At 71.6% G+C, this 20005-nt stretch carries 13 protein-coding genes; 8 read left to right on the top strand and 5 right to left on the bottom strand.

All coding sequences use genetic code 11. The features are described 5' to 3' along the window. Positions 1–47 precede the first annotated feature (47 nt). Entirely contained in the window at positions 48–1259 is a 1212-nt protein-coding gene (locus ACFQS1_RS20575; protein WP_378970663.1) for an MFS transporter, read from the bottom strand. Between the two features lie 153 nt (positions 1260–1412). On the opposite strand from ACFQS1_RS20575, the gene ACFQS1_RS20580 reads away from it, so the two are divergent. Both ACFQS1_RS20580 and ACFQS1_RS20585 read left to right on the top strand, forming a co-directional pair. Then, positions 1413–2633 carry a hypothetical protein gene (locus tag ACFQS1_RS20580; RefSeq protein ID WP_378970665.1) on the top strand — a complete coding sequence of 407 codons (1221 nt, stop codon included), beginning with the start codon at positions 1413–1415 and terminating at the stop codon, positions 2631–2633. 47 nt (positions 2634–2680) lie between these two features. Continuing rightward, entirely contained in the window at positions 2681–3703 is a 1023-nt protein-coding gene (locus ACFQS1_RS20585) for an LLM class flavin-dependent oxidoreductase (protein WP_378970668.1), read from the top strand. On the opposite strand, the gene ACFQS1_RS20590 is transcribed toward ACFQS1_RS20585, so the two are convergent. Beyond that, complete coding sequence (locus ACFQS1_RS20590; RefSeq protein WP_465263213.1) at positions 3700–7710, bottom strand: AAA family ATPase; 4011 nt, start codon at positions 7708–7710, stop codon at positions 3700–3702. The two genes, ACFQS1_RS20585 and ACFQS1_RS20590, sit on opposite strands and share 4 nt — an antisense overlap. Before the next feature lie 266 nt (positions 7711–7976). Between ACFQS1_RS20590 and ACFQS1_RS20595 the strand changes: the two genes are divergently transcribed. The 3 genes from ACFQS1_RS20595 to ACFQS1_RS20605 all read left to right on the top strand — a co-directional run bounded on the left by ACFQS1_RS20595 (position 7977) and on the right by ACFQS1_RS20605 (position 13394). Then, positions 7977–8600, top strand: coding sequence for a hypothetical protein (locus tag ACFQS1_RS20595; RefSeq protein WP_378970672.1), 624 nt, complete (start codon positions 7977–7979; stop codon positions 8598–8600). A gap of 12 nt (positions 8601–8612) precedes the next feature. Further along, positions 8613–11783 carry a helicase HerA domain-containing protein gene (locus tag ACFQS1_RS20600; protein WP_378970674.1) on the top strand — a complete coding sequence of 1057 codons (3171 nt, stop codon included), beginning with the start codon at positions 8613–8615 and terminating at the stop codon, positions 11781–11783. A gap of 135 nt (positions 11784–11918) precedes the next feature. Next, entirely contained in the window at positions 11919–13394 is a 1476-nt protein-coding gene (locus tag ACFQS1_RS20605) for an arabinofuranosidase catalytic domain-containing protein (protein ID WP_378970677.1), read from the top strand. A 28-nt stretch (positions 13395–13422) separates the two neighbouring features. Here ACFQS1_RS20605 and ACFQS1_RS20610 read toward each other — a convergent pair whose 3' ends face one another. Continuing rightward, entirely contained in the window at positions 13423–14673 is a 1251-nt protein-coding gene (locus ACFQS1_RS20610; RefSeq protein WP_378970680.1) for a prolyl oligopeptidase family serine peptidase, read from the bottom strand. 173 nt (positions 14674–14846) lie between these two features. Between ACFQS1_RS20610 and ACFQS1_RS20615 the strand changes: the two genes are divergently transcribed. Both ACFQS1_RS20615 and katG read left to right on the top strand, forming a co-directional pair. Next, positions 14847–15266: a Fur family transcriptional regulator gene (locus ACFQS1_RS20615; RefSeq protein ID WP_378970682.1), complete on the top strand. Its 420-nt coding sequence runs from the start codon at positions 14847–14849 to the stop codon at positions 15264–15266. Further along, positions 15266–17503, top strand: a complete 2238-nt coding sequence (katG, locus tag ACFQS1_RS20620) for a catalase/peroxidase HPI (protein ID WP_378970684.1) — start codon at positions 15266–15268, stop codon at positions 17501–17503. The genes ACFQS1_RS20615 and katG overlap by 1 nt, the downstream gene beginning before the upstream one ends. 53 nt (positions 17504–17556) lie before the next feature. Here the strand turns inward: katG and ACFQS1_RS20625 are convergent, their stop codons facing one another. Both ACFQS1_RS20625 and ACFQS1_RS20630 read right to left on the bottom strand, forming a co-directional pair. Then, the gene (locus ACFQS1_RS20625) at positions 17557–18342 is read right to left on the bottom strand and encodes a cyclase family protein (protein WP_378970687.1); all 786 of its coding nucleotides are present in this window, start codon (positions 18340–18342) and stop codon (positions 17557–17559) included. A 92-nt stretch (positions 18343–18434) separates the two neighbouring features. Continuing rightward, positions 18435–19358 carry a D-2-hydroxyacid dehydrogenase family protein gene (locus ACFQS1_RS20630; protein ID WP_378970689.1) on the bottom strand — a complete coding sequence of 308 codons (924 nt, stop codon included), beginning with the start codon at positions 19356–19358 and terminating at the stop codon, positions 18435–18437. Positions 19359–19419: 61 nt separating this feature from the next. Between ACFQS1_RS20630 and ACFQS1_RS20635 the strand changes: the two genes are divergently transcribed. Then, a complete protein-coding gene (locus ACFQS1_RS20635) occupies positions 19420–19977 on the top strand; it encodes a pyridoxamine 5'-phosphate oxidase family protein (protein ID WP_378970691.1) in 558 nt (185 codons plus the stop codon). The last annotated feature ends 28 nt before the right edge of the window (positions 19978–20005 follow it).

Consider the following 20005-nt stretch of genomic DNA (forward strand, 5'->3'; position numbering starts at 1 on the left):
CCCGCCGCGATCGCTTCGTCAACCTTACGGTTGAAAGCCCAGTTGAATCACGCGTCGGAGTGGGCGATACGGGTCAGCTGCGGCCACAGCAGCACCACGAAGACGGCCGAGCCGGCGAAGGCGAACCAGAACGGCGCCGTCACGCCGAAGTGGGTGGCCAGCGTGCCGCCGATCGCCGAGCCGACCACCAGGCCGCCGAAGACGCCCAGCGTGTTGACCGCGCTCACCCGGCCCTGCAGGTGGGCCGGGACCGCGCGCTGGCGGATCGTGATCGAGGTGGTGCCCCAGATGAACGCGTGCGCGCCGAAGACGAAGAAGATCCCCAGCGCGACGGCGGGCGAGGTGGTCAGGGCCAGCGCCAGGTGGGTGAGGGTCTCGATGATCAGTCCGGCGCGCATCACGTTGCCGAGGCTCACCCGCGCGGTGATCCAGCCGTAGAGGCTGGTGCCGACGATGCCGCCGACCGCCGAGGCCGTGGTGAGCAGGCCGAACCCGATCGCGCCCAGGCCCAGCCGATCGGAGGAGTACAGCACCAGCACCGACCAGGCCGCCCCGAACGTGACGTTGAAGATCAAAATCGTCAGGACCAGCGTGCGCACCGCGGGATGGCGCAAGGTCCACGCCAGGCCTTCCCTGATCTCGCGTACGGCGTTGCCGCGCTCCGGCACCTCGGCCGCCCCGACGCGGATCCGCGAGACCAGCAGCACCCCGGCCGCGACCAGCACCGCCTGCCCGGCGAACGGCCACGCGTGCCCGACGGCGAACAGCACGGCGCCCAGCGGCGGCCCGGCCAGCTGGTTGAGCGTCAGGAAGCCGAACTGCAGCCGCGAGTTGGCCAGCGCCAGGTCGTCCCGCGGCACCATCATCGGGGTCAGCGTCGAGGCCGTGTTGTCGGCGAAGACCTCGGCGGTCGCCAGCAGGCCCAGCGCGACCAGCGCCCCGGCCGCCGTCAGGTGGCCGGTGGCCAACGCCGCGATCAGCGCGGCGAGCACGACCGCCCGGCTGCCGTCGGCGATCATCACGATCCGCCGCCGGTCGTGCCGGTCCGAGAGCACCCCGGCGAGCAGGCCGAACGCCAGCGGCGGCGCCCAGCTCAGCAGCGCCGCCAGCGAGATCAGGAACGGGTCGCGGGTGAGCGAGGCGACCAGCAGCGGGCCGGCCGCGATCGCGATGCCGTCGCCGAGGTTGGTGACCCACGACGAGGCGAGCAGCCAGCGGAACGATGTTCCCAGCCGCGGGGGCAGGAACACGGTGAGCACCGCGAGACTCTATGTCCCACCGGCGGAAACGCGCGATGCATTTATCACGGCGGGCGATCGGGCCCCGGCGCGTACGGCTGTATTGCTCTGAAGTAATTTGCCCACGGGCGTCACCATGATGGATGTCGAAGCAGATTTCTCACGGGGAGAGCGATGCGCGCGAAGCGTTTCCTGGCCGGCGTGGCCGCCGGCGTCACGGCCCTGGCCGTGGTCGGATGTGCCGATCAGATCAAGCAGCTCGAGCCCAAGCTGGAGCTGCGCAACGCCGCCCAGCAGCTGGGCGAGCAGAAGCAGGCCGGATTCACGCTCAAGCTGACCGGCAGCGCCGACGACCTGGTCGCCGCCGTGCGCAAGGAGGACCCCGACGCCGGCGCCGACGACACCGAAGCGCTCAAGAAGCTGTTCAACTCGTCGGTCACCATCGCGTACGACCAGGCCGGCCCGGGCCCGGACGACGACCGCGTGTCGCTGGCGGCCACCATCGACGGGGTCACCGGCACCGAGCTGCGCGTCGTCGACAAGGTCATGTACGTGAAGGCGCCGGTCGCCGACCTGGTGGGCAAGTTCGGCGACGCCGGCGACGTGGCCGAGCTCCGCGACGAGGCCACCGCGGCCGACCCGGCGCTCAAGGCCCTCTTCGACGGCGGCTGGGTGTCGGTCGACGCCGGCGAGCTGGTCAAGACCAGCGGGCTGCCGACCCAGGACACCGACTCCGCGAAGGCCGCCGCCGAGGTCAAGAAGAGCGCGCGCAATCTCTTCGACGGCGCCGAGATCGTCCGCGACCCGGCCGACGGCAAGCACCTGATCGTCACCACCTCGACCACCAAGGCGTACTCCGAGCTGAAGCGCCTGGTCACCGCGATCGGCGGCGACGACACCAAGGCGCTCACCGGCGAGCTCGGCAAGGCGCCCAAGGACCACCCGATCGTCGTCGACCTGTGGATCGACAACGAGAAGCTGACCGCCCTCGAGATCGACGTCCTGCAGTTCGCCGACGGCGCGACCGGCCGGGCGGCGGTCCGGCTCGAGGTCACCACCGGCGCCCCGATCGAGGCGCCGCCGGGCGCCACCAAGGTCGACCCCAAGCTGCTCGCCGGCGTCGCCGGGCCGGCCGGCGCCTCGTCCACCGCCGGCGGCCGGGCGAGCGGCCTCGCGATGTCGCTGGGCTACGGCGCGCTGGCCGTGGCCGAGCAGGAGGGCATCACGCCGGCCAAGGCGCTGCCCAAGGCGATCGACGAGCTGGCGGACATGCCGTTCCGGGCCAGGGTCGTCCGCGCCGGCGTTGCCGAGGTGACCGTCGGCAGCGACAAGGCCTGCGTCAAGGTCCCAGCCACCACCAGCGGCGACCCGAAGGTGAGCAAGGGCGCCTGCTGACGTCCCGGTCCGGGAATCCACCCCGGCGCCGCGAGGTTGGTGCCGGGGTGGAGAAAAAGATCGGGTTCCTCAGCTTCGGGCACTGGCGCAACGCGGCCGGCTCCGAGACCCGCAGCGCCGCCGACGCGCTGCTGCAGACCATAGAGCTGGCGGAGGCCGCCGAGGAGCTCGGCGTCGACGGCGCTTTCGTCCGGGTCCACCACTTCGAGCGCCAGCTGGCGTCGCCGTTCCCGCTGCTCTCGGCGATCGGCGCCCGCACCCGCCGCATCGAGATCGGCACCGGCGTGATCGACATGCGCTACGAGAACCCGCTCTACATGGCCGAGGAGGCGGCCGCCGCCGACCTGATCAGCGGCGGCCGGCTCCAGCTCGGCGTCTCACGCGGATCGCCGGAGACCGTTCTCAACGGCGCGTACGCCTTCGGCTACGTGCCTCCCGAGGGCGTCACCGCCGCCGACCTGGCCCGTGAGAAGACGTTGACCTTCCTCCAGGCGATCGACGGCGCCGCGGTGGCCCGCACCGATCCCGCCCGCACCGGCATCAGCGGCGGCCTCGCCATCCAGCCCCAGTCGCCCGGCCTGCGCGACCGCATCTGGTGGGGCGCCGGCACCCGGCAGACCGCCCAGTGGGCCGCTCAGCACGGCATGAACCTGCAGAGCTCCACCCTGCTCTCCGAGGACACCGGCGTCCCGTTCGACCAGCTGCAGGCCGAGCAGCTCGAGCTGTACCGCGCCGCCTGGGCCGAGGCCGGCCACACCCGCGAGCCGCGCGTGTCGGTCTCCCGCAGCGTCCTGCCGATCACCGAGGAGATCGACCGGATCTACTTCGGCAACCAGGCACAGGAGGACCAGGTCGGCCTGCTCGAGGGCGTCCGGTCCCGCTTCGGCCGCACGTACGCCGGCGAGCCCGACCGGATAGCCGCCGAGCTGGCCGAGGACGAGGCCGTCCGGTCGGCCGACACCATCCTGTTCACGGTCCCGAACCAGCTGGGTGTCGCGTACAACGCCCGCATCCTCGAGACCATCACCAAACACATCGCCCCGGCGATCGGCTGGGAACCCAAGTCCTAGAGGTCGCCGATCCCGGCGATCGAGAGGGCCAGGAGCCCCTGGCTCAGCCCGACGACGAGCCGGCCGGCCACGTAGTGACAGGTCAGGGCCGGGTGGTGCACCGGGATCGTGCGTAACGCCCGGCCGCGTCGGGGGTCCCAGAGGCGTACGGTGCGGTCGGCGCCGACCGAGGCGAGAAGCTCCCCGCCGGCGCCCGGCAGCGCGCAGATCCCGGTCACCGCGCCGGCGTGGCCGGTCAGAGTGGCGTACGGCCGCCCGTTCGCCGGCTCCCACAGCCGGATGGCCCCGTCCGCGCCGGCGGACGCGATCAGCGCGCCGACCGCACACAGGGCGTTCACCGCGTCGGAGTGCCCGTGCTGGGTCCATAGGGCGGCGCCGTCGGCGTCCCAGAGCCGGACGGTGCCGTTCTTGTCGGCCGAGGCGAGCGATGCCCGGCCGTCCCGCACGGTGACCGCCAGTGCCGTCACCCAGTCGGTGTGACCGGTCAGCCCTTCGCGGACGACCTTGTCGTGCGGGCGCCACAGCCGGATGGTGACGTCGTCGCCGGCCGACGCGATCATCGTGCCGCCCTCGTGGGGGAGCGCCCGGACCGCGTTGACCGAGTCGAAGTGCTCGGTCATCGGCAGGTCGGGCTCGCCCGAGGCCGCCGACCACAGCTGCACCGAGCCGTCGCTGCCCGCCGCCACCAGCAGGGTGTCACCGTCGTCGTCGGCCACGCAGAGGTCGTTGAGGGTCCCGACGTCGGCGGAGAACTCGTCGATCTCCGTGCCGTCGGCCGGGTCCCAGAGCCGGACGCTGCCGTCGCTGCCGGTCGACGCGACCACCTCGCGACCACCGGCGACGACGGTGCAGAGCGAAGTCACGGCGCGCAACCGGCGGCCGTCCGCGATCGGGCCAGGCAGGTCGCCGTCCGGGTCCCACAGGCGGACGGTGCCGTCGTCACCGGCCGTGGCGAGCAGCCGGCGATCGTCCAGCGGCAGCTCGCACACCGCGCGGATCCAGCTGGAGTGGCCGAACAGCGACGGGCGCGCCCGCCGGGTCGCCACGTCCCAGAGCCGGATGGCGCCGTCCTCGCCGGTGGCGACCAGGAGCCGGGCGCGGGCGACGTCGATCGTGCAGAGATCCGTCATCGGACCACCGGTCGCGAATCGGCTCACCTCCGATCCCGTGACCGGGTCCCAGAGGCGGACCGTGCCGTCGTACCCGGCCGACGCGATCAGGGCGCCGTGATCCGTGCGTACTGCGTACAGCGTCGTCACCCAGCCGGTGTGTCCGGTGAACCGCAGCAGTTGCCGTCCGGCGACCGGATCCCACAGCCGGACCGTGCCGTCGTAACCGGTCGACGCGACGAGGTCACGGCCCTGCACCGGCACGTGCGTCACCGCGGTCACCCAGCCGGTGTGCCCGGTGAGCGCGTGCCGGAGCGTACCGGTGACCGGATCCCAGATCCGGATCGTCCGGTCGTCGCCGGCCGACGCGAGCAGGTCGCCGTCCGGGCCCGGAATCGCGCAGATGTTGCGCACCCATTCCGCGTGCTCCCCCAGCTCGTGCACCATCTGGCCGCCGGCCGGGTCCCACAGCCGGACCGTGCCGTCGTGGCTCGCCGTGGCCAGCAGGGTCGCGCCGCCCGCTCGTACCGCGCAGAGGCCACGGACACAGTCCTCGTGCGCGTGCAGGAGTCGCTCGGACTGGTTGGTCAGCGGGTCCCAGAACCGTACGTCGCCGTCCTCGCCCGCCGAAGCCAGCAGATTGCGACCCTCGACCCGGATCGGGCAGACGTCGTAGACGGCCTGCGAGTGGCCCTCCAGCACGGTGCGCTCCTGACGCGGCCGGGAATGTGTCCACGCGGCGTGATAGGGCGCGCCGGCCACCGAGATGCCGGCGCCCAACTCGTCGAGGCGGTCCACGACCGACCAGAGAGCGGCACGGTCACCGGGCTCCGCCGCGAGCGCCGACGGCGTACGCCGCAGCAGGGCCACCCGCGCCCGGCCACGGTCAGTCGTCGCCGCGTCGGCGACGCGGAGCACCCGGTCGAGCTCGGCGCTCAGCAGGAACCGGTCGTCGGCGAGCAGATCGTCGAGCAGTCCGGCGCGGGCCGCGTGGCCGGCGAGGAAACGCCGCAGGTACCCGGGGGCGGCGTCCCAGCCCACCGCCCGGCCGTGGGCCATCCAGGCGCGGACCAGCCGGTCCTGGTCACCGGACCGGTTCGCCGTCAGCTCGTCGTTGAGCGCCTGATGGAAGAGCCGGTAGCTGGTGGTGCCCGGGTCGGCGTTCTCGACCAGGAAGTTCGCGGCCGATGTCCGGGCGAAGCGGCGCAGTTCCTCCTCGGTGACCGTGCCGCCGAGCGCGGCCACGGCCAGCCGCCATAGCCCCGGGGTGAGGCCCGGCGACTCGGCGTAGGCCAGTGCGGTCAGCAACAGGCGCGCGGACGTGCCACCGGCCGGCGGCAGGCCGTCCAGGTAGGCGGTCAGGGCCGAGGCCATGTCGCCGGCGAAGGCAGTCGCGGCCGGGTCGACCGCCACGGCGTCACGCAGGGCGTGCGCGCGGGCCACCAGCCCGGCCACCAGGAAGTTCCGGCGGGCCAGCTGGGCGATCCGGCGGGCCACCGGGCGGGCGACCGCGCTTTCCTGGTACGGGTTGCCCGGTCGCGGATCGCCGAGCAGGCGGAGGGTCGCCTCGGTGTAGTCGACGAGGTCCGACTCCGCGAAGTAGTCGGGATGGTCGAGATCGACCACGTCGGGGTCGGCGCCGAACTCGTCGAGCAGGCTGCCGGAGCCGTCGGCGCGGCGGGTGCCCACCACCACCTGGACGCCGACCGCCCGCCCGGCGCGCGCCAACGGCAGCAGGACATCGCGGATCAGTAGTCGCGCCTGCTCGGGATCGGCCGCCTCGTCCAGGGCGTCGACGATCAGGTTGAACCGGGCCGGGCGGCCGGCGAGCCGGTCGCGCAGGGCGGGGACGAGGTCGACCGGGGCGGCGGGCAGCCCGACGCCGGCCGCCCGGGCCATCTCGCCCGCCACCTCCAGGGCGTTCTTGCCCTTGGCGTGCACCGCGCAGGCGACCGAGCCGGGCGTCGCGCGCACCGCGGCGTCGCCGGGCGGCAGCTCGTTGCGCAGCGCCGGATCGGCCGTGGTGACGAGGCGGCCCAGCACTGCCGACTTCCCCGTGCCGGGCGAGCCGGTCACGACCAGCGGCCGTCCGGACGGTATCGGCTGGTCCAGCGCGCCGGCCAGGCGGCGCAGCGCGGCATCCCGGCCCCGGAAGCGATAACCGCTCTCGCCCGCCACGGCGACGCCTCGGCCCCGTGGCAGCCAATGGCGGCCCGCCTCGGCGTCGGTGACCAGCGTCCAGCCCCACGCGGCGAGCGCGGCCTCGTCGGCGTCCGCGGGCTGCCAGGACGCAAGGACGCCGAGCTTCAGACCCGGCAGCCGGTCGTCGGCGTACTGGAAGGTGAGCGCCAGCGCGCCGCCCTTGGCGGCGAACGACTCGACGATGCCGACCACGGCCTGGTAGTCCGGCGACCACACGGCGGCGCCGCTGAATCCCTTGAACACCGGGTTCTCCGACTCGACCGCCAGATGCACCTTTCCGTAACCGCTGTCGTCGGAGACGAGCCCGTGGGTGGAATACCCGCCCGGCGCCGCCTGGGTGTAGCCGTAGGCCCACCAGCGACGTTCGAGAAGTGCCTTGCCGGTCAGGCAGCGCACCGTGGCCGGCGTGACCGTGGCGGGCACCGGATCGACCAGTTCGAGGAGGGCCACGTCGATGTTCTCGCCGGGCTTTCCGTTGATCAGGCACTGGCGGACCCGCCGCCGTTCCCAGTAGCCGACGCCGGCCTTGGGAAACGACACCCACAGCTCGCGCGGCGCGCCGCCGGCGAACGCCACGTGGGCGCAGGTCAGCACCAGGTTGGACTCGACCACGAGGCCGGAGCCGATCGGCTCGTCCGACCGCTCGCCGGCGTGAATCGCGACGGCCCAGGCATCCGACGGCGGCCTCAGCGACACGAGCGTCATGCTGCCCGCCGCCCCGGAGAAATGGCAACCCGCGCATTTCATGATCTATTTTCCCGCCGTCGAACGGGTGTTTGAGGAATGCGCATGAGCAGGCCCGGAAAAGATCTACAAGGGTCGTGCGTGTCAGATATTGGCAGCCCTGATGGACGACCTTGCGACACCTGTGGAGCGTCGGCAGAATCGTGCCGGTAAGCGGCGCCCTGCCGTCGAGTCCGAGATCAACGGTGCCCTCGGGCGCCCGGAGGAGCGACCGGAAAATGCCGGAAAAAGAACTGACCTCGGTGCAGCGGTACGTCCTCCTCACCCTGATGATCGGCGCCGCTCCGCTGGCCAACAAGGTCGTCGGCAACAGCCTCAAGGCCGCCAAGCGCAATGAGCTCGTGAAATGGGGATACATCGAGACCAGCGGCCGGCCGATGATTCTCGAGCTGACGCAGAAAGGCCATGATCGCGCGGTCTCCGAGCTCGACCGGGACCAGCCGCCCGGGTCGGGCACGGTGGGGCTGGCGCTCTACACGACGCTGGGTTTCCTCCGCAATCTGATCAGCCAGACCGGCACGAGCCCGCAGGATCTCTTCCGGCTGCGGCTGGCCGTGCCGGGCCCGGCCGGTGGGACCGACGGCGACCTCGAGGAGCGCATCCGCAAGGCGTACTCGTCGCTCGCGCCCCGCCCCGGCGACTGGATCATGCTGGCCGACCTGCGGCAGGCGCTGCCCGACGTCGGCCGCGGCGACCTCGACGTCGCCCTCGTCGAGCTCAACCGATCGCGCGACGTCAGCCTGGTGCCGGAATCCAACCAGAAGGTTCTGACCGAGGGGCAGCGTGCCGCCGCGGTGAGCATCGGCAACCAGCTCAAGCACCTCATCGCCATCGGCGTCTGACGGACTGCCGCGATGGAGGAGGCACAGCGGCGCGCCCTGGCGGCCCTCCGGCTGAGCTGGGCGCCCACTCCCGACGATGTCTGGCGCGCGTCGCCCTACCACGTGCCGGGTTTGCATCAGGACATCCTCGACCTGGTGATGGAGGGCGTGGACGAGGCCGCCCGCAACGCCGAGAGCCCGATGGGCATAGCACTTCAGGGCCAGCGCGGCACTGGCAAGACGCACCTGCTGGGCACGGTGCGCGAGCGGGTCCAGCTCGACGGCGGCTACTTCTTCCTGATCGAGATGCTCGAATCGAAGGCGTTCTGGCGGAGCACCACGATCGCGCTGATCGACGGCTTCGCCCGGCCACGTCCCGACGGCGACAGCCAGCTGGTGTTCTTCCTGCGACAACTGGCCGAGCTGATCGATGCGCCACGGCCGGTCCGCCGTGCCCTGATCGGCGAGTACGAGCTGACCCGGCCGGCCTTGGACGCCTTCGTCGACCTGCTCCGCAAGCACCACCGGCAGATCGGGATGGACTGCCAGGACACCGCCCGGGCACTGGCGCTCCAGGCGTCGGGATCCCCGTCGGCGCAGGATGTCGGGTACGGCTTCCTCTGCTCCAACGACGAGGAGCAGCCGGGCGACCGTGCGGCGTGGGGAATGCGCCGCGGCAAGCGCTCCGCGCAGGAGATCGTCCGTGACATCTCCCGGCTGCTCGCGCTGACCGGCCCGACGGTCGTTGCGGTCGATCAGATCGACGTGCTCATCGCCCAGTCGGTGAAGTCCACGGCCGCGGGCGACCGGGCCAACTGGCAGACCTCGCTGCTGCTGGAGCAGATCGCCGGGGGCCTCATGTCGCTGCGGGAGAGCACCCGCCGCACCCTGTCCGTGGTGGCCTGCCTGCCCAAGACGTGGCAGGACATCAAGGATCAGGTCACCGACACCGTGCAGGACCGCTTCCGGGAGGCGGTGCGGCTCAAGGAGATCCCCTCGCGGGCGGTCGGCGAGACCCTGGTCGCCCGCCGGTTCGCCACGCGTTTCGCCGAGGTCGAGTTCGAGCCGCCGTACCCGACCTGGCCGGTGCGGCCGGAAGCCTTCGCCGAGGCCGACCAGTTCACCCCGCGGGAACTACTGCGCACGGTGGACCGCCACGTGCGGGCCTGTCTCGCGGACGGCGAGGTTCGCGAGCTCGATCATCTGCTGTACGCGGTCCCGGAGCGGACCGGGATCGTGGTCGCCGACGAACCGCCGGGCGCTCCCGAGTCCGCGGACTTCGACGCCCGATACGACGAGCTTCGGAAGATCGCCGATCCCGGCCCGGCGTTCCACAAGGACACCGAGGATGCCATCGTGCCCGAGCTGCTCCGGGCGGGGCTCACCGCCTGGATCGCGGAGCAGGGACCGGCCGGCGAGATGTACGCCATCGATCCGCAGGCCGGTGGCAAGCCGGCGCTGCACGCCCGGCTACGGCGCGCGCTCGACACGAACGACGAGGACGAGGAGCACTGGTCCTTCCGGGCGGTCGCGGCGACCCATCACATCGCGGCGCTCAACCGGATCAAGAACGCGACCACCTCGTCGGGCCTCACCGAGGGGGTGTCCCGGCGGCGGTTGTTCCTGCTGCGGACGGCGCCCTGGTCGCCGGGTACCCGGACGCAAGAGGTGATCAAGGCGTTCCGGCAGGCCGGCGGGGAGACGCTGGCGTTCCCGGACGACGACGTGGCACGACTGACGGCGTTGCACGGGCTCATCGCCGAGTACGGCGAGGACGCCCTGCGATCGTGGTTCGCCCGGCGCCGGCCCAGCCGCGAGATCAGCGTCCTGCGGAAGTCCCTCGTCGCGCCTGACTCGATCGGCGCCGGCCCGATCGGCGCTGGCTCGGTCGCGGTCGAACCGAATGCCGCACCGGCTGCGGAAACGATGGCGGCCGGGCCCGCGGCACCTGCTCCGGCTGCTTCCGGACCGGTCACCGCTGTCACCATCGGCGCGGCGACCGACGGCGGCGGCCCGGTCACCATCGCGCTCGAGGCGCTACGGCGGCATACCGCGATCTTCGCCGGCTCGGGCTCGGGCAAGACGGTGCTGATTCGCCGGCTGGTCGAGGAGTGCGCCCTGCACGGGGTCTCGGCGATCGTGCTCGACTCCAACAACGACCTGGCCCGCCTTGGTGACCCGGCGCCGTCACCGCCGGAGTCGTGGTGGCCCGGTGACGCCGAGCGCGCCGCCGACTATCTCGCGAACACCGAGGTCGTGGTGTGGACGCCGCGATGGCGGAGCGGGCGGCCGTTGAGTTTCCGCCCGCTGCCCGACTTCGCGGAGATCGTGGACGACCCCGACACGCTGGAGGCCGGCGTCGAGGTGGCGGTGGCCGCGGTGGCCCCGCACGCGAGAGCGGAGGGAGCCACCGACAAGGCGCGGCTCAGCCAGTCCGTTCTGCGCCAGGCCCTGGTGTATTTCGCCCGCCGTGGCGGACGAGACCTGCCCGGCCTGATCGCCCTCCTCGGCGAGTTGCCCGAGGGCGTCAGCGATCTGGGCGACGAGGGCATCAAGCTGGCTGCCAGGATGTCGCAGCTCCTGACCGCCGCGATGATCAACGATCCGCTGTTCGGCGGGGCCGGCGCCCTCGCCGACCCCGGTGATCTGCTCACCCCGGCGCCGGGCAAGCGCGCCCGGATCTCGGTGATCAGCTTCGCCGGCCTGCCCGAGGCCAAGCAGCAGCAGACCTTCGTCAATCAGCTCCAGGTGGCCCTGTTCGCCTGGATCAAGCGGCATCCGGCCGGCGATCGCCCGCTGGGTGGCCTCTTCGTGATGGACGAGGCGCAGAACCTCGCTCCGTCCGGCGCGATGACGCCGTGTACGCACAGCACGCTGATGCTCGCCTCGCAGGCGCGCAAGTACGGCCTCGGCCTGGTCTTCGCCACCCAGGCGCCCAAGAGCCTGCACAACCGGATCCCCGGCAACGCCGCGACCCAGTTCTTCGGCCTGCTGACCAGCATGACGCAGATCGACGCGGCCCAGGAGATCGCCCGGGTGAAGGGCAGCCCGATCCCGGACGTCGGACGCCTGGACCGGGGCGAGTTCTATGCGGCGATCGAGGGCGCGGCATTCGTGAAGATGCGGGCGCCGTTCTGCCTGAGCCACCACCCGCCGAGCCCGCTGACCGCCGAAGAGGTCATTCAGCGCGCCGCCGGAGGCTGAGCGATCCCGCGCGAAGCGGAAGGGCATTGACAATCATCGAACTATAGGGCGAAGATTGTTAACGTTCACATCCGCGACTCCCCAGCAGCGCCCAGGCCACGTGCCGCTGCTTCGCACCCACGCGAAAGGCACTCGATGGGTCTCCGATCTCTCGGGCGAGTCGTCCTCGCCTCCGTCCTCACCGTCGCGGCCGCGGTTGCCGTGTCGGGCACGGCCCGCGCCGCCGGCACCGGGCCGTGCGACATCTACGCCAGCGGCGGCACCCCCTGCGTCGCCGCTCACTCCACCACCCGCGCGCTGTTCGGCTCCTACGGCGGCTCGCTCTACCAGGTGCGCCGCTGGTCCGACGGCGCCACCGCCAACATCGGCGTGCTCGGCGCCGGCGGGTACGCCAACGCCGCGACGCAGGACAACTTCTGCGCCGGCACGTACTGCACGATCGTCCGGATCTACGACCAGACGTCGCGCCACAACGACCTCACCATCGCTCCCGGCGGCGGCGCCAACCCCACCGGCGACCAGGGCGCGAACGCCGCGGCGCTGCCGGTGACCGCGGGCGGCCACAAGGTGTACGGCATCTACATGTCGGCCGGCAACGGCTACCGCAACAACGCCACCAACGGCGTCGCCACCGGCAGCGCGCCGGAAGGCATGTACATGGTCACCGAGGGCACCCACGTCAACAACCGGTGCTGCTTCGACTACGGCAACGCCGAGACCAACAACATGGACACCGGCAACGGCGACATGGACGCCATCTACTTCGGCACGCTGTGCTGGTTCTCGCCGTGCAGCGGCGCCAACCCGAAGGTGATGGCCGACCTGGAGAACGGCCTGTTCGCCGGCGGCAACGGGTCCAACACCGCCAACACCGGCCGCAACAGCGCCTTCGTCACGGCGATGACCAAGAACAACGGCACCACGACGTACGCGATCAAGGACGGCAACGCCCAGTCCGGCGGCCTCGCCACCCGGTACAACGGCGGACTGCCCACCCAGAGCGGCTACCGGCCGATGACCAAGCAGGGCGCGATCATCCTCGGCATCGGCGGCGACAACAGCAACGGCTCGGTCGGCTCGTTCTTCGAGGGCGTGATGACCAGCGGCTATCCGTCCGACGCCACCGAGAACGCGGTGCAGTCGAACATCGTCGCGGTCGGGTACGCCAAGAGCGTCACCTTCCCGGTCAACGGCGGCACCTACCGGCTGACCAACCTGGCCGCCGGCAAGGTGCTGGACGCGATCAACTGCGGCACCGGCGACGGCACCCTGCTCGACGTCTGGCAGAACCTCGGCAACTCCTGCCAGCAGTGGCGGTTCACCAGCGTCGGCCCCAACAAGTGGACCATCACGAACGTCAACTCGGGCAAGGTCCTGGACGCGCAGAACTGCGGCCTGGCCCTGGGTACCGTGGCCCAGCTCTGGTCGTCGCTCGGCAACACCTGCCAGCAGTGGGCGGTCATCCCGGCCGGCAACGGCCGCTACGAGCTGGTCGTGGAGAACAGCGGCATGGTCCTCGACGACGTCAACTGCGGCAGCGCCAACGGCAACCGGGTGAACATGTGGATGTGGCTCAACAACACCTGCCAGCTCTGGTCGTTCTCGTCGTAACCAGCGATCCACATCGAGGTTGGACGGCTCAGCGCCCGGCGCGCTGGGCCGCCATCCACTGCCAGATGTGCCGGCCGTGGATGCTCGGGTCGTTGCGGGCCACGTAGATCCAGGACCAGTGGCCCGGGAACTGGTAGCCGTTGCGGATGACGTGGTCGTAGAGGGTCATCCGCGCGCCCGGGATCACGTCGTGCGCGTGGATCGTGTTGGCCTGCGGGTCTACGGTGTCGTCGTCGAGCGACGCGACCAGCCAGGTGGGCGTGTCGATCCGCGCCAGCTCCGCGTCGGGCAGCTGCGGCGGCTCACCTTCGGCCAGCGCCTCGACGACGCCGCAGATCGGCACCGAGGACGCGAAGAGGTGGCGGTAGACGGTCGTCATCTTCATGCTCATGTAGCCGCCGTTGGAACAGCCGACGACATGGACCTTTCGAGGATCAACGGCGTTCTTCCGTACGACTTCGCGCACGATCTGGAGGATCTGCGGGGCGAAGCGGTCGCCGTCCTCGAGCCAGAACGAGGTGCTCTGCGGCGCGACCACGTAGGCGCCGTCGAAGATCCGCTGGGCTTCCCGGGTCGAGAAGCCCAGCGCCCCGCGGTTCGCCCGCAGGGTGGTCTCGTTGTCGTAGTAGTTGTCCGGCAGCGACGCGCCCTCACCGCCGCCGTGCAGCCAGACGACGAGCGCGCGACCCTTCCGATGGCCGGGGGAGTAGAGCCGGTATTTCATGCCCGAGCCGGAGACGTGATAGCCGTACGCGTCGACCTCGGGGTTGGACAGCCGGCCCTGCACGAAGCGTTCGATGGTGATCGCACCGCCGTGCCGGCGGGCCAGCGGTGCCTTCTGCGTGACGGTGTACGTCAGATCGAGTTGAACGTTGCGGCCCTTGCTCACGATGTAGCCCAGCGTGCCGCCGCCGACCTGCCCCTCGGCGTAGCTGAGCTCGAGCACGACGTTCCCGTGCCGGTCCAGGCGGGCCGCGGTCACCGGGCGGTCGAGGTCGTACTCGCTGAAGATCTGGTCGCCCGGCGCGATCGGGATCGGGCTGGTGGCCTTGGCGTGCACGGCGAACGTGCCGGTGGTCAGCGAGGCCGGGTCGATCGGCCCCAGCCGCGAGGTGTCGAGGGTGAGCGCGACGACCTGCTCGCCGCCGTCGAGCGTGACGGCGTTGAGCACGAACTTCACGCGGCCACTGGCTTGCGCGGCGGCGCCCGGAAGCGCCAGGCCGGCGGCGGCGCCCGCACCGGCGGTCAGAACGGAGCGACGGCTGATGAGGTGGGCCATGAGACCTCCCTGTCTCGATCCCCCGTGCCGCTGGGACATCGATCCACGTCTACCTCGATTCTCGACCACCAGGTCGGTTTGTTACCGGCTTGTTACCGGAGGCGAGGCCGGCCGTGGCGACTCCGCCCCGTCCTATTCTTGATTTATTCCAGATAAGGCCCTAGGTTGAGCCGGTGACATCCGACCCGGCAGCGCGGCTGCGGTCGGTCTCGTTGCGCGTGACCCGGCCCCGGCTGGCGGTGCTCGCGGCGCTGCGCGACCACCGGCACATCGACACCGACACGGTGATCGAGCTGGTGCGCGCCGATCACCCCACGGTCTCCCACCAGGCAATCTACGATGTGCTGCGAGCGCTCACCGACGCCGGCCTGATCCGGCGCATCCAGCCCGCCGGCGCCACCGCCCGCTACGAGTCCCGGGTCGGTGACAACCACCACCACGTCGTCTGCCGCTCCTGTGGCGCGATCGCCGACGTCGAGTGCGCCGTCGGCCATGCCCCCTGTCTCACCGCCTCCGACGACCACGGCTTCGTGATCGACGAGGCGGAGGTCGTGTATTGGGGCACCTGCCCCGACTGTTCGGAAGGAATCTGATGAGCGACACCCAGGACCCGAAGGCCTCCGGCTGCCCGGTCGCGCACGACTCGGTGACGGCGCACGGCAGCGAGAGCGAGAACCCGGGTATTCCGTCGCCGACGCCGCACACCGGCGGGCGGCCGCGGACGAACAAGGACTGGTGGCCCAACCAGCTCGACCTGTCGGTGCTGCGCGCCCACTCGTCCAAGTCCAGCCCGCTCGGCCTCGACTTCGACTACGCCAAGGAGTTCGCCAAGCTCGACGTCGAGGCCCTCAAGCGGGACATCGTCCAGGTCCTGACCACCTCGCAGGACTGGTGGCCGGCCGACTTCGGGCACTACGGCGGCCTGATGATCCGGCTGAGCTGGCACGCGGCCGGCACCTACCGCATCCACGACGGCCGCGGCGGCGCCGGCGACGGCGCTCAGCGGTTCGCCCCGCTCAACAGCTGGCCCGACAACGCCAACCTCGACAAGGCCCGGCGCCTGCTCTGGCCGGTGAAGCAGAAGTACGGCCAGAAGGTCTCGTGGGCCGACCTGCTGGTGCTGGCCGGCAACGTGGCGCTGGAGTCGATGGGCTTCCAGACCTTCGGCTTCGGCTTCGGCCGCGTCGACACCTGGGAGCCCGAGGAGATCTTCTGGGGTCCCGAGGACGCCTGGCTCGGCGACGAGCGCTACGTCTCCGACAGCAGCATGTCCGATGTCGTCGGCGCCACCGAGATGGGCCTCATCTACGTCAACCCCGAGGGCCCGAAGGGCAGCGCCGACTTCCTGGCCGCGGCCCACTTCATCCGCGAGACGTTCGGCCGGATGGCGATGAACGACGAGGAGACCGTCGCGCTCATCGCCGGCGGCCACACCTTCGGCAAGACGCACGGGGCCGCGCCCGCCGACAACCACGTCGGGCCCGAGCCCGAGGGCGCCGAGCTGACCGCTCAGGGCCTGGGCTGGCTGAGCAACTACGGCTCCGGCATGGGCCCCGACACCATCACCAGCGGCCTCGAGGTCACCTGGACCGACAAGCCCACGCAGTGGAGCAACCGCTTCTTCGAGATCCTCTTCGGGTACGAGTGGGAGCTCACCACCGGCCCGGGCGGCGCCAAGCAGTACGTCGCCAAGGACGCCCCGGAGATCATCCCGGACCCGTTCGACCCGTCGAAGAAGCACCGGCCGACGATGCTCACCACCGACCTGTCGCTGCGCTTCGACCCCACGTACGGGCCGATCTCGCGGCGGTTCCTGGAGAACCCCGACGAGTTCGCGCTGGCGTTCGCCAAGGCCTGGTACAAGCTGCTGCACCGCGACATGGGCCCGGCCAGCCGCTTCCTCGGCCCGTGGGTCGCCGAGCCGCAGCTGTGGCAGGACCCGGTCCCGGCCCACGAGGGCCCGCTGGTCAGCGAGCTCGACGTGGCCACGCTCAAGGCCAAGGTGCTGGAGTCCGGCCTCTCCGTCGGCCAGCTGGTCTCGACCGCGTGGGCGTCGGCCGCGACGTTCCGCTCCACCGACAAGCGCGGCGGCGCGAACGGCGCCCGGATCCGCCTCGAGCCGCAGCGCGGCTGGGAGGTCAACCAGCCGGTCGCGTCGGTGGTGACCGCCCTCGAGGGCATCCAGCGCGAGTTCAACGCCGCCGGCGGCGCGCAGATCTCGCTGGCCGACCTGATCGTGCTGGCCGGCTCGGCCGCGGTCGAGAAGGCCGCCGCCGACGCGGGCGTCAAGGTGACCGTGCCGTTCCGCCCGGGCCGCACGGACGCCACCCAGGAGCAGACCGACGCCGAGTCGTTCGCGGTCCTCGAGCCGCGGGCCGACGGCTTCCGCAACTACCTGCGGGCCGGCGAGAAGCAGCAGCCGGAGGTCCTGCTCGTCGACCGCGCGTACATGCTCAACCTGACCGCGCCCGAGATGACCGTCCTCGTCGGCGGACTGCGTGCCCTGGGCAACAACTTCGGCGGCGCCCGGCACGGCGTTTTCACCGACAAGCCCGGCGTGCTCACCAACGACTTCTTCGCCAACCTGCTCTCCCCGGGCACCCGGTGGAAGGCGTCGGAGTCCGAGGAGCACGTGTACGAGATCCGCGACGTGCGCACCGACGAGGTGAAGTGGACCGCCACCGCGGTCGACCTCATCTTCGGCTCGAACTCGCAGCTGCGGGCCGTGGCCGAGGTGTACGCGAGCGAGGACGCCCACGAGAAGTTCGTGACCGACTTCGTCGCCGCCTGGACGAAGGTCATGGAGCTCGACCGCTACGACCTCGCCTGATCGCTTCGCCGACGACGAGCCCGGCCGACCGGCCGGGCTCGTCCCGTTTCCGGCTACCAGATCGCGAGCACCCGGGCCTGGCCGCCCGAGCCGCCCTCGTACGGGATCAGCCCCACGAAGATCCGGGCGCCGTGCCGCGGGATCCGGCCCAGGTTGGCGAGGTTTTCCAGGCCGTAGCGGTCGGCCCCGGTCAGCGCCAGGTGGGTCTCGAAGGCCTCCGAGACGCCGGGGTCGATGCTCAGCGTGTCGACCCCGAGGCTGCGGATCCGGCGCTTGCGCAGCAGCCACTCGCAGGCGTCGACGCCGAAGCCGGGGAAGTGCAGGGTGCCGGCGGCGTCGGTGCCCCGGTACGCGTCCACGTCACCGACCTTGGCGCCCCAGCCGGAATGCATGAGCACGGCGGCGCCGTCCGGGATGCGGCCGTAGCGACGCTCGAACGCCGTCAGGTCGCCGACGGTCACCACGGTGTCCGGGTCGCGGGCGGCGCGACCCGCGATGTCGATGACGACGGCCGGGAGGATCAGCTCGGACGGCCGCAGCTCGGTCGACACCCGCCCGCCCGCGGTGAAGTGCGCGGGCGCGTCGACGTGCGTGCCGGTGTGCTCGATGATCCGCCATTCCTGCATGTAGTAGCCGTCGTCCTCGATGGTGGTGACGGTGCGGCGGACCGCTTCCTCACCGGGGGAGAACGCCGGGAAGTCCGGGCCCAGGGGATACGTGAGATCGCGCAGGCCGTGCCCGCTCGCCTCGGCGGGCGTGGCGATCGCCGCGGAGGCGACGACGGCCGCGCCGCCGAAGAGGGCGGCTCGGCGGGTCAGGGTGGCGTCGACTGTGCACATTCGGCTCGTTCCCTCCACTCGACTGGCTCACGTCATCATCCAGCAGTTCGCGGCGCTTTGAATCACGGACTCGGCTGGAAGACGCGCAGCCGTCAGGTCAGGACCCGCAGCGGGGCGCCGGCCTGCCAGGCGGCGATGTCCTCGACGATCTGCTCGTACCAGCCGCGGTAGGTCGCATCGGTGACGTAGCCCAGATGCGGGGTCAGCACCGTGTTCGGGGCGCCGCGCAACGGGTTGCCCAGCGGGAGCGGCTCGGTGTCGTACACGTCGAGGCCGGCGCCGCCGATGGTGCCGGCGGTCAGCGCGGTGGCCAGCGCGGCCTCGTCGACGATCGGGCCGCGGGACGTGTTGATCAGGACGGCGGACGGCTTCATCGCGGCCAGTTCGGGCGCGCCGATCAGGCCGCGGGTGCGGTCGCTGAGCTTCAGGTGGATGGTGACGACGTCGGCGGAGGCGAGCAGCTCGTCCTTGGTGACCAGGGTCGCGCCGGCTGCCTCGGCCAGGGCCGCGGTCAGGTGCTGGCTCCAGGCGAGCACCCGCATGTCGAAGGCCCGGCCGATCCGCGCCACCTTGCCGCCCAACCGGCCCAGGCCGAGCACGCCGAGGGTGCTGCCGGCCAGGTCGAACCCGACGGTGGTCTGCCAGCGGCCCTCGCGCAGGGCGCGGTCCTCGGCGACCAGGTGGCGGCGGCACGCCAGGATCAGCGCCCAGGTCAGCTCGGCGGTGCTGTGCCCCGAGCCGATGGTGCCGCAGACGGTGACGCCGGCCGCCCGGGCCGCCGCGAGGTCGATCGCGGCGTTGGCCATGCCGGTGGTGACCAGCAGCCGCAGGTCGGGAAAGCCGGAAAAGTCGCGGAACGGGGTTCGCTCCCGCATCGCCACGACCACCTCGGCGCCCCGCAGGGCGGCCGCCAGGTCGGCGGGGGCGGAGTGCAGCACCTCGACGTCGCCGAGCGAGTCGAAGGAGGCGTACCGGCGAGCCACCCGCTGATAGTCGTCCAGCACCACGATCTTCATGCCTGCCGACCTTACGGTGCCCCGCTCCGCCGGTGGCAGCCGCTCGTGACACTCTGAAGGCATGGGGAAGATCTACGACTCGATCGACGGCCGGCTGCGCGCGTTCCTCCTCGAGCAGCCGGTGTTCTTCGTGGCCACCGCGCCCAGCGGCGCCGGCGGCCACGTCAACGTCTCGCCCAAGGGTGGCAGCGGCTGCCTGGCCGTCCTGGACGAGCGCCGGGTCGCCTACCTGGACTACACCGGCAGCGGCGCGGAGACCATCGCGCACCTGCGGGACAACGGCCGGATCACGGTGATGGCCTGCGCCTTCCACGGGCCGCCGAAGATCGTCCGGCTGCACGGCCGGGGCCGGGCCGTGCTGCCCGGCGACGACGACTTCGACGGCCTGCTGGCCGCCTTCGACCTCGAGCCGGCCCGCGGGTTGCGCGCGATCGTCGAGGTGGACGTCGAGCGGATCAGCGACTCCTGCGGCTACCAGGTCCCGCTGATGACCTACGAGGGCGACCGCGACCTGCTCGAGCGCTGGGCCGACCGCAAGTCCGACGAGGATCTGGCGGAGTACCGGCGGACCCGCAACGGGCACAGCATCGACGGCCTGCCGGCCTTCGCCCCGCAGTGACCCCGAGGTAATTCGATTGCCGGGCGCG

It is taken from the genome of Paractinoplanes rhizophilus (genome assembly GCF_042664765.1).
Classification (GTDB): Bacteria; Actinomycetota; Actinomycetes; order Mycobacteriales; family Micromonosporaceae; genus Actinoplanes; species Actinoplanes rhizophilus.